The 15,694-nt window shown below is 51.9% G+C and carries 14 protein-coding genes; 7 read left to right on the forward strand and 7 right to left on the reverse strand.

Annotation, left to right across the window (positions count from 1 at the left end; translation table 11 throughout):
* Positions 1 to 25: 25 nt before the first annotated feature.
* The 3 genes from KS4_RS16005 to KS4_RS16015 are packed head-to-tail and all read left to right on the forward strand — an operon-like array spanning position 26 to position 3,843.
* On the forward strand, positions 26 to 1,375 hold the full coding sequence (locus KS4_RS16005) for a multicopper oxidase family protein (RefSeq protein ID WP_145080508.1): 1,350 nt from the start codon (positions 26 to 28) through the stop codon (positions 1,373 to 1,375).
* Positions 1,376 to 1,386: 11 nt separating this feature from the next.
* Complete coding sequence (locus KS4_RS16010) at positions 1,387 to 2,877, forward strand: TolC family protein (RefSeq protein ID WP_145080511.1); 1,491 nt, start codon at positions 1,387 to 1,389, stop codon at positions 2,875 to 2,877.
* A gap of 54 nt (positions 2,878 to 2,931) precedes the next feature.
* The gene (locus KS4_RS16015; protein WP_145080514.1) at positions 2,932 to 3,843 is read left to right on the forward strand and encodes a radical SAM protein; all 912 of its coding nucleotides are present in this window, start codon (positions 2,932 to 2,934) and stop codon (positions 3,841 to 3,843) included.
* Between the two features lie 182 nt (positions 3,844 to 4,025).
* Here the strand turns inward: KS4_RS16015 and KS4_RS16020 are convergent, their stop codons facing one another.
* Positions 4,026 to 4,502, reverse strand: a complete 477-nt coding sequence (locus tag KS4_RS16020) for a hypothetical protein (protein ID WP_145080517.1) — start codon at positions 4,500 to 4,502, stop codon at positions 4,026 to 4,028.
* 373 nt (positions 4,503 to 4,875) lie between these two features.
* Positions 4,876 to 5,046 (reverse strand): hypothetical protein, encoded by a 171-nt coding sequence (locus KS4_RS17770; protein WP_200761360.1) that lies wholly within the window; start codon positions 5,044 to 5,046, stop codon positions 4,876 to 4,878.
* A 233-nt stretch (positions 5,047 to 5,279) separates the two neighbouring features.
* Between KS4_RS17770 and KS4_RS16025 the strand changes: the two genes are divergently transcribed.
* The gene (locus tag KS4_RS16025; RefSeq protein ID WP_200761361.1) at positions 5,280 to 7,076 is read left to right on the forward strand and encodes a TolC family protein; all 1,797 of its coding nucleotides are present in this window, start codon (positions 5,280 to 5,282) and stop codon (positions 7,074 to 7,076) included.
* A gap of 201 nt (positions 7,077 to 7,277) precedes the next feature.
* Here the strand turns inward: KS4_RS16025 and KS4_RS16030 are convergent, their stop codons facing one another.
* Positions 7,278 to 8,624 (reverse strand): PP2C family protein-serine/threonine phosphatase, encoded by a 1,347-nt coding sequence (locus KS4_RS16030; RefSeq protein WP_145080523.1) that lies wholly within the window; start codon positions 8,622 to 8,624, stop codon positions 7,278 to 7,280.
* Positions 8,625 to 9,042: 418 nt separating this feature from the next.
* Here KS4_RS16030 and KS4_RS16035 point away from each other — a divergent pair, with 418 nt between their 5' ends.
* A complete protein-coding gene (locus KS4_RS16035; protein ID WP_145080526.1) occupies positions 9,043 to 10,107 on the forward strand; it encodes a 3-deoxy-7-phosphoheptulonate synthase in 1,065 nt (354 codons plus the stop codon).
* A 439-nt stretch (positions 10,108 to 10,546) separates the two neighbouring features.
* Positions 10,547 to 11,095, forward strand: coding sequence for a hypothetical protein (locus KS4_RS16040; protein ID WP_145080529.1), 549 nt, complete (start codon positions 10,547 to 10,549; stop codon positions 11,093 to 11,095).
* A 3-nt stretch (positions 11,096 to 11,098) separates the two neighbouring features.
* Here KS4_RS16040 and KS4_RS16045 read toward each other — a convergent pair whose 3' ends face one another.
* From KS4_RS16045 to KS4_RS16055, 3 genes are all read right to left on the reverse strand, one after another.
* Positions 11,099 to 11,740 (reverse strand): TetR family transcriptional regulator, encoded by a 642-nt coding sequence (locus KS4_RS16045; protein ID WP_200761362.1) that lies wholly within the window; start codon positions 11,738 to 11,740, stop codon positions 11,099 to 11,101.
* Positions 11,741 to 11,827: 87 nt separating this feature from the next.
* A complete protein-coding gene (locus KS4_RS16050) occupies positions 11,828 to 12,670 on the reverse strand; it encodes an oxidoreductase (RefSeq protein ID WP_145080536.1) in 843 nt (280 codons plus the stop codon).
* A 512-nt stretch (positions 12,671 to 13,182) separates the two neighbouring features.
* Positions 13,183 to 13,362, reverse strand: a complete 180-nt coding sequence (locus KS4_RS16055; protein ID WP_145080538.1) for a hypothetical protein — start codon at positions 13,360 to 13,362, stop codon at positions 13,183 to 13,185.
* A gap of 13 nt (positions 13,363 to 13,375) precedes the next feature.
* Here KS4_RS16055 and KS4_RS16060 point away from each other — a divergent pair, with 13 nt between their 5' ends.
* The gene (locus tag KS4_RS16060) at positions 13,376 to 13,858 is read left to right on the forward strand and encodes a hypothetical protein (protein WP_145080541.1); all 483 of its coding nucleotides are present in this window, start codon (positions 13,376 to 13,378) and stop codon (positions 13,856 to 13,858) included.
* A gap of 547 nt (positions 13,859 to 14,405) precedes the next feature.
* On the opposite strand, the gene KS4_RS16065 is transcribed toward KS4_RS16060, so the two are convergent.
* Positions 14,406 to 15,548, reverse strand: a complete 1,143-nt coding sequence (locus KS4_RS16065; protein ID WP_145080543.1) for a Gfo/Idh/MocA family protein — start codon at positions 15,546 to 15,548, stop codon at positions 14,406 to 14,408.
* Between the last annotated feature and the right edge of the window lie 146 nt (positions 15,549 to 15,694).

A 15,694-nucleotide genomic window follows, 5' to 3' on the forward strand; every position in this document is an offset into this window, starting at 1 on the left:
ACTGATTAGGTGGGCAGAGACGACTATGGCGAGAAAAGTAAGCAGACGCAATTTCTTCGCAACGACCGCCGCCGCTATCGCAGGCAGCGCCGCCGCCATCAAAGCGCACGCCGAAGATGTGACGGCCAAAAAAGCCATCAAAAATGCACTAACCAGTGAATCCGCTGAAATTCCTGAGCCAGTTCTGCCACTCTCACTCGACGGAAATTCTTACAAGTTAAAGATGGAAGATGCGCTCGAACCACTTCCCATGGATCCTGCCAGAGATTCGTTCCCGCGTGTTGATATGAATCGTTCATATTCAATGCCACCCGCAACGATGGGCAGGCAAATGGGCCGCGTACAAACCATCGGCCAACCCGCGCTCGGCTACGAGATGGACGGGAACGTCAAAGTCTTTCGTCTCATCGCTCAACCCATCGAAACCAACATCACCTATGGTTTTACGAAAGAAACTTACACATTATTAGACGAATCCGGACCCTATGAACAATTCCGTTATCGCCCTACAGCTAGTAAAAAACTACTCGGCTGGGGATTTAATGGTATCTGTCCAGGCCCGACCCTTGAAGCTTTCGAGGGCGATCGTGTCCGTATTATCGTCCGAAACGAACTCCCTCAACCCACCAGTATTCATTGGCATGGCTTTAAAATTCCATTCGCCCAAGACGGCGCCACCGGCTACTTCCCATGGAATGCCTCCCGACCCATCCTCCCCGGCGATGAACAAACATATGAATTTACGCTTCATCAAAGCGGAACACTCATGTACCACTCCGGCTTCAATGTTCTGGTTCAAGAAGGGATGGGCCTTGCAGGCATGTTCATTGTTCACCCTAAAAAGGAAGAACATCCGATCGACTGCGATATCGCGATCCTTCTTCAACAATGGAATTTTTTCCCGGGCAATGCAGCACCCAATCTCATGTCAATGGAAGCTAAAATCGCAACTTTCAATGGCAAGACACTACCCACACTACCCATGATTCACTGCAAGCAGGGCGATCGCGTCCGCATCCGATTCGGCAATCTCTCACTTCTCTCACACCCCATCCATCTCCACGGCTACGATTTCGAAGTCGTCGGCACCACCGGTGGGCCTATCCCAAAAACCGCACGCTACCGCGAATCAACGATCGACATCGCGCCCGGCCAAACACGAGACATCGAACTTGTCGCATGGAACCCCGGAACATGGCGTCTGCACTGCCATGTCCTTCACCACACCGTCAACATGATGGCCAACGCCCCCATGGGAATCATGCCCCCCGAAGGCATGTTTACCTATCTTCAAGTTGAACCCCGCAACCCAAACGACAATCCCAAATCCCCCGACGCGCCATGGAAATACGAAGGTGACTGGTCCAAAATCTAACTAACAAATGAATGGTTAGACATATATTGATTAAGTACGACAACAACCTCAATCATTCACTCAGGCTAAACGCCTTTCTTTTCTTCTGCGCCATCACCACACTCCTCGCAGCTCTTTCAGGCTGCCAAGTCGATGCTCGACCACAATGGGAAGAAACTAAAAAACTCAGTAAAAATCGCGTTCCCAGTGACGACCTCATTTGGCATAGAACCGATGAAGACAAACTCATCATCGAGCAAAAAGTCCAGAAATATCTCAATGAAGGCCTCACCCAAAAAGATGCGGTCGCCATCGCATTACTCAACAACAAAGCCCTTCAGGCCGAATTCGAAAACCTCGGCATCGCGGCAAGCGATCTACTACAAAGCAAACTCTTCACCAACCCACCACTCTCAGGCTTCCTTGCCTTCCCCACAAACCTCGGCAACACAACCGCATCACTGCTCTTTATTCTTTCAGACTTTTACCAAGTCCCTAAGCGCGCCGCATTCTTCGAATCTATCTCCGCCGCCACTTCACAGCGTGTAGCGCTTCTCATCATCCAAACCGCCGCTGCCGCCGAGCTTGCCTATAACCAGGTCCTCTATTACAAAAAAACACTTGAGCTCCAACACGGCATGCTCAACCAAAAAATCCTCATCGCAAACCGCATGCGTGTTCGATATGCACACGGTCTAATCGATGAATTGACCCTCCGCGCCGCCGAGGCCGCCGTTACACAACAGCAGATTATCATTCGCAACACCGAGGTCTCCGAGATCCGCGCACAAAACATGCTCAACGTTCTACTTTCACTCGATGACATCACCCAGAAAACGCCACTCATCTCCGAACTCAAATGGGATGGTCGCGAGTTTCAGGACCTCCAAACCTACGTTGAATTTGCACTCAATAATCGTCTCGACGTCATCGCTGCCAAACAGGACATCACCAGCGCCAAGCTCAACATCGAATATCAAAAAACACTCATCTTCCCATACGTCGGCGGCGGACTCGGCTGGGAAGGTGAAATCACCCAAGGCAACACCTTCGGCCCTGTCGGCTCTATGGTCGTTCCCATCTTTGACCAAAACCAAGCTCAAATCGCCAAAGCAGGCTTCGTCCTTCGTCAGCACGAAAAGATTCTTGAAAATCTCAAACACACTTCGCGCGCCACCATCTCCAACATCATCAACCGACAAGAGCGTAACCAGCACAACCTCAAACAAGTCAACGAACGTCTTGCCGAAATCGTTTCACGCGAAGTCAACTTTGCCAGTGAATGGCAGCGCAAAAGTCAGATCAACCAAATCGAATGGCTCATGACCCGGCTCAATCACCTCGACTTCGAACAACAACTCCTCGACATGATCTGGCTTCTCCGCATGGACGACGTCAGACTCCATGTCGCCAGCTGGGGCGGCCCCCCCGTCCCCATGGTCACCGCAACCCAATCACCCATCGGCCCTGTCACTGCTCGCGGCCCAACCAGCGCCGCTGGCGACAGCTCAACCGGCTTTTAGTACTACTCCACGCCCTATTTTTAGCGATTCAGTCGAACCTGCTAAGATATTGTCATGAGTAATCCAGACAACAAAACCCCAGACCACCACCTCGACGTTGTCAAGCGCATTTTCAGCGACCATAGCCGATCTTGGGACAATTTCACATACGTCTACCCCGTTATCTCACGGCGCAGCGGCGGGCTCTCCATCGGCATCAACCTCAACGTTAACAACGCCTGCAACTTTGATTGCATTTACTGTTGCGTGGATCGCTCACAAGAGCCCGAAGTTAAAAAAGTCGACCTCACGATTGTCCGCGCAGAACTCGACGCGCTTCTCCAAGAAATCATCAACGGTAACATTTGGCAACATCCCAAGTTCAAAGACGTCCCACAGAAACTCCGCCGCGTTAATGACATCGCCTTCTCAGGCAACGGCGAACCCACAACCTACAACGCCTTCGGCGAAGCCATTCGCCTCATTATCGATCTCATTACTAAGCATAAGTTAGACGAAACTAAAATTGTACTCATTACCAACGCAACGGTACTCAACCGTGACTCGGTCATCGATGCGATCAGCGAAATGATGGCTCACAACGGCGAGATCTGGGCTAAACTCGACGCCGGCACGGAAGCCTACTACCAACTCGTCGACCGTACCCGCGTCCCGTTCGATCGCGTTTTAAACAACATCACTGCTATCGCCCAACGTCATCCCATCGTCATCCAGACCATGCTCATGCAGGTGCTGAATCAACCCATGCCTGCGACTGAATTCGACACATACCTTGACCGCCTCGAGGACATTATCCGTGCCGACGGACAGATTAAATCTGTCCAGCTTTACTCCGTTGCTCGCGAGACTGCCGAAGACTACGTCTCCCCCGTCACTGATCAGCAGCTCGACGACTATGCCGCCAAACTCCTCAGCCGCCTACCCAACACACCCGTCGACGTCTTCTACGGCATACCCAACGACTAACCATCACAACCTCACCAACACTCACCATTCTATCACCCATAAAAAAGGCAAGCCGCCCCACAAAAATGCGGACGGCTACACCATTATCCTAAACAATTAGTTCTTTCTCGATATCAAATGTATTTAGTAACACGATCCGCCAATTCTCATGCTGAGATCATCTCGCAAAACGCATTTCAATTTCAGGCAATCATCCCGAGATACGGCGTCAAGTACTGATCCGCATCATCCACCGACATCAACAAATCCTCACCACCCGACGACCGCACCAACACCGGCGAATCCGCCAAATACCGACGCAGAATCCGCTGCACATGATTTGTCGTAATTGCATCCCCAATCGTCTCAACAAACAACGGTATCACACCCTCTTCAATGTGCTTCACCAACGTAATCGCTATCCCCAGATTCGAAGGTACATCATCACCACGCAAATGCCCCTGTGTCCACAAACAACGATCATCTAATCGCTCCGGTGCCGCACTCACCAATGGACATGGCGACAAAACCGGTTGCCCTTTTTCAGCATGGCCCAACCCGGCAAATGGGTCACAACGACATTGATCGCAGCATCGACTCGACATAGCGACTTCCAAACTTCTAAAGTGATTTTTTCGAGGTGTGTCCCGACGTGATGAGGACATGACTTTCATCGTCATTTTGAGCTGCGAAGTATAGTGCACAATCTTAAGTGTGATAAAAAAATTGCTTACCCGTATCTGTTTTTAATCGCACGCAAACAATCTCGCACACTTCTCCACCATTCATCCACCGGCCCTTTTAATTTTGCACCATTTCTAGCACACTCACCAGCAATCTAACCATAAGATAGGTTATTAATTACAGCCACAGCATTCCCCAACGCCCAATCCCAAACCACCCCTGATCACACCACTCCCAAATCCGTCACTAGTAGAAAATTACCCATCACGCTTGTGTTCTGTTACACACGAAATTCATTCTCAAATAGCGTGAACTGTCAGCTCGCCAGCCATTGAATGTGCAAATGAGCACCTCAGCGAAAGCTTTCCATTAACTCAGTGGATCGTGTATCCCTTCTCCGGGGCGGAAGATCATGGCAAGATCTCCTTCAATCAACAAATGACCTACTGCACGCATCGCCAGTGACCACCGATACCCGAAAACCCTCACCCAGCCAAGCCTCGGACACGCCGATCCACGAAAATCATCCTCACCCAGCATTTTTCTCTCCCATCGCCTGACCCCAAAAATTTCCACCGCACATCCCACCACAGCCAATAAAAACGTAAAACATTAGCCATAATATACTTAGGTGTTTTATTCGGTAGCCGTCTTCCCCCCCTGAAAGAGCTTTTCGGCCATTTGAATTGCCACACAGCCCAAACTTCGTACACTGTACGCCTGAGCCCTCACTCCGATTCAAACAACGTTTTTTCATGAAAAGAAACCAGCTCATGAGACATAGCTCTGCTAGTTTTGCTCCCTTACGCAGCGGCATCACAACCCTGCTCGCAGGCACACTCATCGTCTCCGGATGCACCTCGCCATTCGACCTCGCAGATGAACGCGCCCTTCAACAGCAACTCCTCTCCTCATACACCACCGAAGTCGATGCCATCGCCGCAGGCCCCGTCATCGAACTCCAGCGCATGCCCTCCGACGTCATCCAGGAACTCTCACCCCAACGCTCCGCAGAGCTCAACAGCATCTCCGGCATCGAAGCCTATCGCGACGATGAACTCATCCTCGGCCAAAACCTCCTCGGCAACGAAAATCAGCTCGCCGTACAACTCACACTCCAGCAAGCCATCGAACTCGCCGTCCGCAACAACCTCGATCTCCAGGTTGCTCGCTACACCCCTGCCATCAGTGAAACACAGCTCACACAAGCTGAAGCCTTCTTCGACGCCAACTTCTTCTTCAACTCCGGCTACGTCCGCACCGCCGACCCCAACTTCGGCAACACTTTCGCCGGCCAGGAAGGCGCTTCTCTACAAGAAGATTACAACTTCGAAACAGGCATCCGCAACAACCTCATCTCAGGCGGTCAACTCACAACCTCAACATCACTCAACCACACCCACTCCTCCTTCGGCGGAACAACCTCAAACTTCTTCGAAGGCAACATCACCATCAACCTCGTCCAGCCTCTCCTCCGAGGCTTCGGCTCCGACATCAACCGCGCAAACATCATCCTCGCACGCAACGCACTCGAATCAACCCGACAAACACTCCGCGAAGACCTCCTCAACCTCGCCGCTAACGTCGAAGCTCAATACTGGACGCTTTCATTCAGCAAGCAAGCCCTCCTCATTCAAACCCGCCTGCTCGAACGAACCATCAACGACCGCGACCGCCTTCAAGAACGTGCCGAATTCGACGTCAACCCCGTGCGTCTCACCGAAGCCAGCTCCTTCGTCGAGCTTCGCCGCGCGGATGTCATCCGCACACGTCAAGAAGTCCGTGATGCCTCCGATGCTCTCAAGCGTCTGATCAACTCCCCAGAACTCCCCGTTGCTGACGAAACCATCATCATCCCTGTTGATTGGCCCGTCGACGTCCCACTCCAATTCTCACTCCTCGACGCCATCTCAACCGCACTACTCAACCGTCCTGAACTCCAAGTCGCACTCTACAACATCAAAGACTCATCCATCAGGCAACGCGTCGCCGAAAACGGCCGTCTCCCAATCCTCAACATCACACTCGGCAACAACCTCTCCGGTGCCGAAGCCAACAACCCCGCCGCAGGTTACGGCGACCTCTTTGACCTCGACTTCGTCGACTACATCGCTCAAATCGCTTTCGAAATGCCCATCGGCAACCGTGAACCCGAAGCCGCCTACCAAGAATCTATCCTTGCACGCAAGCAATCTGTCGTTATCTACCAAGACCAAGCGCAGCAAGTCGTCCTCGACGTCAAAAACGCGCTTCGTGAATTACTCACCAGCTACGAACTCATCGGCGCAACCCGCGCCGCTCGCCTCGCCGCCGCTGACGCGCTTCGAGCAATCGAAGAACAAGAAGCTGCTGGTGTCGCACTCACACCCGAATTCCTACTCGACCTCAAACTTCAAGCTCAGGAACGCCTCGCCGACGCCGAAACCCAAGAAGTTCAATCACTCATCAACTACAACAACGCAATCAGCATCCTCTACCTCCAGATGGGCACCCTTCTCGAACGTGATGGCATCGTCTTCGAAAACTACATCAACGCACCCGTGACCGCCGCACCACTACTCGAACCATAAGCCGCTTATGTGATGACTTGCCAAAACCGCAATAATCACGATCAGCAGCAAACACGTAAAAACCTTCTTTTTACGTAGCACCAGAGCAAAACGCTCTAACATTCAAATTAAGAACAACGTACCCAAGCCCAAAGTCGCGAGCCTAAAAAACTCGCGGCTTTCTTCATTTCTAACGCATACCACCCCCCACTCATCCCCCACTCACCCCGTACCACGCACCACTTCGTCCCCACCAACACCCACCGTCATATACAGATCAAAAAACGCCAACAACCCCGCCAGCGTACTCACGGATTGAAACATGTGCTTAATCAACAGATTGACTACACGCTCATGCTGCTTCGTATGTTCCGCACTCGCTGCCAACTTAAAATACAACTGCTCCACGCGCCGCCAATCCGCCCAAAGCGTATGCACAATCGCCGCTGTATCATGTGGATGCAAAAACTCCGACAACGCCACGCCCCCCGAAACAACCCGATCAATCACCGGCTGCAAACCCCGCACATGCTCATCATAAGCCTTTCGCCACGGCGATCTCTCCAACGTAAAAGCATGATGAAACGCATGCATCGGATTCTTCGACGGCGACATCGACAAAAACATCGCATACAACTCCGGCCCAAGCCAACGCTTGATTGCCGCAAACGCGCCAATCTGATTCATCGATCGGCATTCCTCCGCGTACCCGTGCAGCATCTCCAAATCATGCCCCAACTTTAACAGCCGCTTCCGCAACTCCGCCACAACCTTTTCACCGCTCACAACTCCCGCGCGATCCCGTTCTTCCAACACCATCTCCCCCGTTTTCATCCCTCGCCAATCCATCAACGTCACCGTCACATTGTCCGGCCCCCCCGCCCTGTTCGCCGCCTCAACCAAAACCCTCACCGTCTCACCAATCGGATACCCCTGCGTCAAAATCTTTTTGATCACCCACTCCTCCACCGGGTCCGTCAGCCCATCCGAACACAAAAGCATCTGATCACCCACCGCCATCTCCACCCGCTTCACCGCCACATTCACTTGCCGCGGCGCACCAATAAACTCACTGAGTAACCGCCGCTCCCCAACCTGCTCATCCTTCAACGTATCCGTGATCGAATCATACTGCCGATACTGCGCCGTATGATCTTCACTCACCTGCCGCAGCTCACCATCACGAAACAGATACGCCCGTGAATCACCCACATTAAACACATACCCCACCTCTCCCACCACAAGCATCCCCACCAGCGTTGCCCCCATCCCTTTCAACGACCCAATTCGGCTCCCACCTATATATAGCTGCTCTGAAATCACCCCAATCACGCGCCGCAATGCATCCTCAATCCCTCCCTCACCCAAACCACGACGCATCTCCATACGAAGCATCCGTCCCAACGAATACGCAATAATCTGCGACGCCGCCTCACCCGATGGCTGCCCCCCAATCCCATCGCAAACTACATGCAAATTCAAACCAAGATCGTTATAAAACGCATCCTCGTTCGCCAATCGCCGCCGCCCAATATCTGTCAGTGAAGCTGAAATGATGTCCGGAACCATATTCACCTATTTCTAAATTGACACAAACGTGAATTCGAATCGATTGTAAGCTACCCCCTTATCCTTTAACAGCTTACATTCATCCCATTCCCAACATTTTTTCACACCCATCCTCCCCGTTCGTATCATCCAACTTCCAAACCTGCCCTTGACCCAACGCGCAAATTCACAATTCCGATCCCTGTGAATCAACGAATCACCGATCTTTTCCTTCCCCTTCAAGCCCGCCACCGCCGGTGGCGGGGTGTCCCCCCAACTCATTTTCAATCGCCTGCAACCCCACCCTACCTCGCTTTCGCCTTATAAGCCCCTAGCTTACCCCCCATCCCAACAATCTCACAAGACCCTAACACCCCTCATTTCATCCTCACCTCCACGCCTGCTATGATGTAAAGCTCGATTCACTTGGAGATATACCGTGACCAACCAGACCAATTCAGCCGTCGAGCAGACCCACAACGTCAACGTCGAAGCAACGCAAACCCTCACCATGCCCCGCGAGCTCAAAGCCGCACTTCCAGCCAACGAATGCTCCGTCAAGACCGTCATCGAAGGCCGCCAAACCATCCAAAACATCCTCGCCGGCAAGGACGACCGATTCCTCGTCGTCATCGGCCCATGCTCCATCCACGACACCAAAGCCGCCATGGAGTACGCCAACCGACTCATTCAACTCAAGAAAAAGTACGAAGATAAACTCTACATCGTCATGCGTGTCTACTTCGAAAAGCCACGCACCACCGTCGGCTGGAAGGGTCTCATCAACGACCCACACCTCGACGGCTCCTTCGACATGTCCGAAGGACTCCGCCGCGCACGCAAACTCCTCCTCGACATCAACTGCCTCGGCCTCCCCACCGGAACAGAAATGCTCGACCCCATCACACCCCAATACATCGACGACCTCGTCTCATGGGCCTCTATCGGCGCCCGCACAACCGAATCACAAACCCACCGCCAAATGGCCTCCGGCCTCTCCATGCCCGTCGGCTTCAAAAATGCAACCAACGGCGACATCCAAGTCGCTGTCGACGCCATGGGCTCCTCAAAATCCAAACACCACTTCATCGGCATCGACGACGACGGCGCAACCTGCATCGTCATCACCAAAGGCAACCCACACGGCCACCTCATCCTCCGAGGCGGCTCAAACCAACCCAACTACGACCATGTCTCCGTCGCAAACGCCGCAGAAAAGCTCAAAAAAGCAAAACTCTCACCCACCATCCTTGTCGATTGCTCGCACGCAAACTCAGGCAAAAAACACGAAAACCAGCAACTCGTCTGGAACAGCATCATCGAACAAAAACTCACAGGCTCCTCACCCGTCATCGGCGGCATGATCGAATCCAACCTCAACCAAGGTGCTCAAAAACTCACCGAAAACCTCGAATACGGCGTCTCCATCACCGACCAATGCATCGGCTGGGGCAAAACCGAGCAAATCCTCCGCGACGCATACCTCAAACTCTCCGCTAAATAACCCCACCCCCCAAAAAAGCAAAACTAAAAACCTCCCCAAACTGCAAGCACCCCACCGCTCGCAGCTTTTTCATGTCCCCAACGCCTCAAGCCCGCCACCGCTGGTGGCGGGGTGTCCCTCCAACCAACATTTTTCTACCAACACCAATAACCGGCGATCCGAGATCCCCGGAAACTCTCACCCCTCACCCCCTCCCACCTTCTCCTCAAAGCCAACCCCACCCAACCTGCAAACCGCCCACCCACACGCACTTCCGATCCCCAGCGTTTCTAGCACTAAAAAAAAAACTGCCATTCCCCCTCTCCGAGTGTTAAGATAAACATCCTGTTGTTTTGGTTTGAACACTTATCAACTATTGACTTACGCGCACATACATCCTTCCTCCATGTGTCTCACCTCAACCATGCAATCATCAAATGCAGATAAAAAGAGGCCCGTCATGACACAACTTGCTGACAACGTCAAAGATCGTACCGCACAGATGCACTGCCCCCTATGCAACGCATTAACCCATGAAGTCCGCCACCCGAAATACAAAGATGAAGTCGCCTACTATTGCCCCGAATGCAATTGGGGCAAAGAAAAAGCTGACAAGCTCGCGCTCGGCAACGTCGTACACAAGGAACCTGAATCTATGCATACCCAATACATCATGGTCCCTTCCTATATCCGCATCGGCTTCTCACTCATCGCCTCCGCCGTCCTTCTCTCCATCCCCTACCTCATGATCGTTCTCTTTTGGCCACTCGAAGGCGGACTCCCCGTCCCATTCCATATCGCCTACTGGATACTCGCCCTCATCTATCTTGCCGCTGCATACTACGAAGACCCACGCATCTACGAAGACTGGGACGTCTGGGCCTTCGATAACCCCTTCAAACTCAACGACCAAACCAATCGCACCTCCACCGTCCTCACCATCGCCCTCATCCCCGGCAAGCTCCTCGTCTGGTCACTCTCCGCGCTCCTCGGCCGCATCGTCAAATAACACCTACGCAACAATCACACCCCGCAACAGCGACTCAATCGAACCGACAAACATCCCTTCCATCTCTGCCTCACTCATCATCACACCCGCCACTTCCATCGCCTTCTTCTGATTCTCCGTCATCTCCCAGATCGGGCTCGCACCAATCACAAACGCCAACTGAGCATACACAAACTGCATCACACTTTCCTCTGACCTAAACCTAAAAATCCCCGCTAATACCACACCAATACCACCCCATTCAACCATCGCATGACGCTTAAACTCAATCAACTTCTCAAGTGTTGAATTCTTTTCAATTGTCGTATTCATGATCGAAAACAACTTCATCATGCGCCGATGACGTTTCAAACTCGCCATCCATGCCCGACTAAATTCCTGCACCGTCCAAGATCTACCTCGCAATGATTTCTCAACATCTATCCGCCAGTTAGTCATCTCACGCATCAAAATTTCCAAAAGCACTTCTTCCGTCGTCCTGAAATACTTATACAAATTCGACCGCGTAAAATCAGCCTCACGCGCAATCATCACAAACGTAATCTCATCATACGCATACCGTTCGAACAACCGCTCCGTCGCCTGAACGATCTCATCGATACGTTGCTCTATCTGCTCATCTGTACGCGCACGTTGCCAACTCAATGTCTGAATCTCCTTACGAGTCCACCCATGATATCGACTTTATCCAGCTCGCACACTCAGCCACCAACCTCTCAATTCCAATCAGCCCTACTTAATGAACCGCTTCATCATCGCCAAAAACACGCGATCATACGTCTTGTCAGGCAAAAACTTCCGCATCCGCAAAATCGTCTTCGCCATATACCCCGCCACATATCGCGTCCGTGGCCTCCGGTCCGTCACCGCCTTCAATATCACATCACCAATCACCTTCGGCTTCGATACCTTCGGATGATTCTCCGCCGCATCAAGCATCTTCACCATCAACTCCGCCTGCTCACGATAAGCCGACTTACCCGACGTTTTCACCAAACTCTTGCTCGCAATCCCACTCCATTCCGTCGCAATCGCACCAGGCTCAACCACAATCACATCAACCCCAAACCCCTTCACCTCATTCCGCATGCAATCCGACAAACCCTCCACCGCATGCTTCGTCGCGTGATACCACCCACCCATCGGCGAATAAATCTTCCCGCCCACCGACGTCACATTCACAATCTTCCCAAACCCCGCCTCACGCATGTGAGGCAACACCAACTGCGACAACCTCGCCAATCCAAACACATTCACCTCAAACTGCCGCCTCGCCTCATCCATATCCACATCCTCAACCGCGCCATAAGAACCATACCCCGCATTGTTCACCAAAATATCAACCCCACCCGCTTCCTGCTCAATCTGATGAATCCCTTCCTCCATCGATCCTTCATCCGTCACATCCATCCGAATCGGCTTCACCCCCATCGCCTTCAGATCATCCATCTTCTCCACCCGCCTCGCACACGCATAAACATTAAAACCCACCTCATGCAAAACCTTCGCCGTCGCCTTACCAATCCCAGCCGACGCGCCTGTCACCAACACCGTTTTCTGATCACTCGCATTCATCATCTGACTCCTTTACAGTCATGTTCATTCACGATTTCATCAACTAGAGCAAGTTGCGTGATGATCTGGAACATCCGATGACTCAGAATTCAGCAGCCTACTCTTGTAACAGGTACCTTTTACGAAACGACCCTTTGGCCAACGATCCAGGTTATTTCGCAAAACGCTCTAATCTCACCCATAGCCCAATTTTCTATATCGCTCACCAACGTGGTGTTGCCCGTTTGACCTTCCAAACCCACCCTGGATGCTCATCTTCATTTCGTGCTCTCATCCCGATACGCGAATTCAATTTTCATGCTCAGCCTTCCATTTCAGCCAACACCCAGAAGGCCAAACCCCTTTCATATCAGCCCGCGACATCTGCCAGCTAACTATCTCGAAATTCGAGACAAAATCTAAAGACACCATGTCTCTAATATAAGCACGCCGCCGCCACTAAGTCAAGAGACACCGCGTCATTTATTTAATAACCCCGCCTATAACCTGCTTATAAGCTCAAAAACCAACATTTACGATCCCCAAACAAGCCCACGACCGCCGGTCGTGGGGTGTCCTACAACCCAAAATCCGCCGCCTGCAACCAATCTCAATTCATCCCCCTCCCCCACCCCACACACCACACGCCCGATCATCACCCCAAAACCAAGCTCACGACCGCCTAAAAATTTCCCCCTCAATACCACCTTCATTTACAATGACCCCATGACCACAACTTCCGGCCCAAAGCTCTGTCCAAACTGTAATCGCTACACCAAATTCAACACTCAAAACGCAACCCGCTTCTGCCCGCATTGCGCCTGGGGCACCGATGCGCCAATACGCAAAAACCAAGTTCTTACAGAAGCCAGCGATCCCCCACTCCCCAAACAAATCCTCATCATCAATTTCATCCTCACCCCCATCATCCTCTTCGCTCCCTACGCCCTACTCATCTACTTCAACATCATCAAACAACCCGTACATCACCTCATCTACTGGGCCGCAGCCATCGTCCTCATCATCCTCGGTTTCTTCATCGGCCCCGAAGAATCCAACCTCGACGACGGCGACTTCAGCTACAGCACAAACAGCATCTTCGCCGGCGAAAAACTCGAAGCCGCCTTCTATCTATACATCCTCCTCCTCCCCGGCCGCATCATCGCCACCACCATCAAATCAACCTACCACTACCTCTTCAAAAACTAATCCCATCCCATCCCCCCCACTCCCACTCTCGATCCCCCCTAATTATCTCAAAATCACCATAAACCAAGCCCACGACCGCCGGTCGTGGGGTGTTCTACAACCCAAAAATCAATCGCCTGCAACGAATCTCAACCCCCTTCCAAATCCATCTTCTTCTCATCCCCCAGCAAACCCCATACCAAACCAACCACAAAACAAAACGCGCGCACAAACCCGACCTCTCCCCATTTTTTCCTCTAACTCTTTAACCATTTCTCACCAAAACCCTTCTAAAACAGCTCTTTTCTCGCTATTTCAACCCATTTCCCAAACAACGAAGCTAAGGGTAAATCACCGAAAATCAAAATCCGCGCACACAAACGCGCCGCGCAATCTCACCCACTTTTCATAACCTCTTATGTTTCACATCCATTTTTACAAGACCAACCCTAAACCCAGCTAATACGCGCATAGACACATCTTAAAAACTATCAAATTTCTATCCCCAATTTTCAAACAGCTCAACATTTCGCGCGCACAATCCCCCCCCATTCTTTTCTCATTCCCCTCATCCTCCAAACCCCGGCACATCCTTTGGCACATTCCCATTCCTCAAACTCTCACTCGCCAAACAACCCACCGCAACCGCCTGCCGCGCATCCCAAGGCTCCGCACCAATCCGCTCACCCGTTTTCATATACCTCACAAAATCATCCAAAATCATCGGGTCCGCCCCGCCATGTGTCCCGTCCTTCGCCGGCAACGCAATCTCCTCATCGCCAAACTCACTAAAACCCTTCCGCGATTCCCAGACGCGCACCTTCGCAATCTTCTCTTCCGTTGAATGATCCCCAATATTCTCAATCCGCCCCTTTGTTCCGATCACCGTATAGTTCCGCACATCGTCCGGCGAATAATGACATTGCATATAACTCGCCTGCGCACCACTCGCCAACTGCATCATCACCATCGAATGATCCTCAACATCAATCACCGGCGATATCCCCGTCTGACTCAGCGGCGGCCAATTCGATTCATCAATCCGCGCATCACCCGGTTCATCGGCACTGCGGCGATCCTCAACTTTGTCATACACCGACAACATCCCCATCCCCACCGTACGCACCGTATGACTGCCCGCTAAGTAATGAATCACATCAATATCATGCGCACCCTTCTGCAATAACAACCCCGTCGTGTGTTTACGCTCAGAATGCCAATCTTTGAAGTACGCATCCCCGCCATACGCAATGAAGTGTCGACACCAAATCGCTTGCACCTCGCCAATCCGACCCGACTCAATAATCTCGCGCATCTTCTGCATCACAGGGAAGAAACGCATGTTATGCCCAACATACAACTTCATGCCGGTGTCTTTCGCGGTCTGCAAAATCCGATCGCAACCTTCAATCGTGATCGCGAGCGGCTTCTCTAGATACACACCCTTCCCTGCCTGCAATGCTGCAATCGCATGCTCCTCATGCAGATCGTCCGGCGTTGCGATGATTACCGCATCAATATCATCACGCTTTAACACCTCACGATAATCCGAGTAGGTATCCACCTGATCGCCGAGCAATTCTGTGTAACAAGCAAACGCTTCTTCGCGCGTATCACAAAGCGCGATAAGTGATGAACCTTCGTCAGGTTTATGAGCGAGTTTTGAGATTTCACCCCGGCCACCTGCACCTATGACTGCTAACTTCAACATGTTTCAGTTTCCCAACGTTGCTCCCACTGCTTAATACAAATAAGGCAGCAGGCACAAACTCATTTCCTGATGAGGAGCAAGGTATTATCTGAGTGTGAGATCAGGCGACAAGCACATTTCCGACGCTCTGTTTATTTTTTTCATTA

It is taken from the genome of Poriferisphaera corsica, from assembly GCF_007747445.1.
GTDB lineage: Bacteria > Planctomycetota > Phycisphaerae > Phycisphaerales > Phycisphaeraceae > Poriferisphaera > Poriferisphaera corsica.

Coding starts and splice junctions, on each gene's coding strand:
- KS4_RS16065 (WP_145080543.1), bottom strand. CDS start 15,548: ATGTTGAAGTTAGCAGTCATAGGTGCAGGTGGCCGGGGTGAAATCTCA.
- KS4_RS16010 (WP_145080511.1), top strand. CDS start 1,387: ATGGTTAGACATATATTGATTAAGTACGACAACAACCTCAATCATTCA.
- KS4_RS16030 (WP_145080523.1), bottom strand. CDS start 8,624: ATGGTTCCGGACATCATTTCAGCTTCACTGACAGATATTGGGCGGCGG.
- KS4_RS17770 (WP_200761360.1), bottom strand. CDS start 5,046: ATGCTGGGTGAGGATGATTTTCGTGGATCGGCGTGTCCGAGGCTTGGC.
- KS4_RS16040 (WP_145080529.1), top strand. CDS start 10,547: ATGACACAACTTGCTGACAACGTCAAAGATCGTACCGCACAGATGCAC.
- KS4_RS16055 (WP_145080538.1), bottom strand. CDS start 13,362: ATGAAGGTGGTATTGAGGGGGAAATTTTTAGGCGGTCGTGAGCTTGGT.
- KS4_RS16005 (WP_145080508.1), top strand. CDS start 26: ATGGCGAGAAAAGTAAGCAGACGCAATTTCTTCGCAACGACCGCCGCC.
- KS4_RS16020 (WP_145080517.1), bottom strand. CDS start 4,502: ATGACGATGAAAGTCATGTCCTCATCACGTCGGGACACACCTCGAAAA.
- KS4_RS16050 (WP_145080536.1), bottom strand. CDS start 12,670: ATGAATGCGAGTGATCAGAAAACGGTGTTGGTGACAGGCGCGTCGGCT.
- KS4_RS16025 (WP_200761361.1), top strand. CDS start 5,280: ATGAGACATAGCTCTGCTAGTTTTGCTCCCTTACGCAGCGGCATCACA.
- KS4_RS16015 (WP_145080514.1), top strand. CDS start 2,932: ATGAGTAATCCAGACAACAAAACCCCAGACCACCACCTCGACGTTGTC.
- KS4_RS16060 (WP_145080541.1), top strand. CDS start 13,376: ATGACCACAACTTCCGGCCCAAAGCTCTGTCCAAACTGTAATCGCTAC.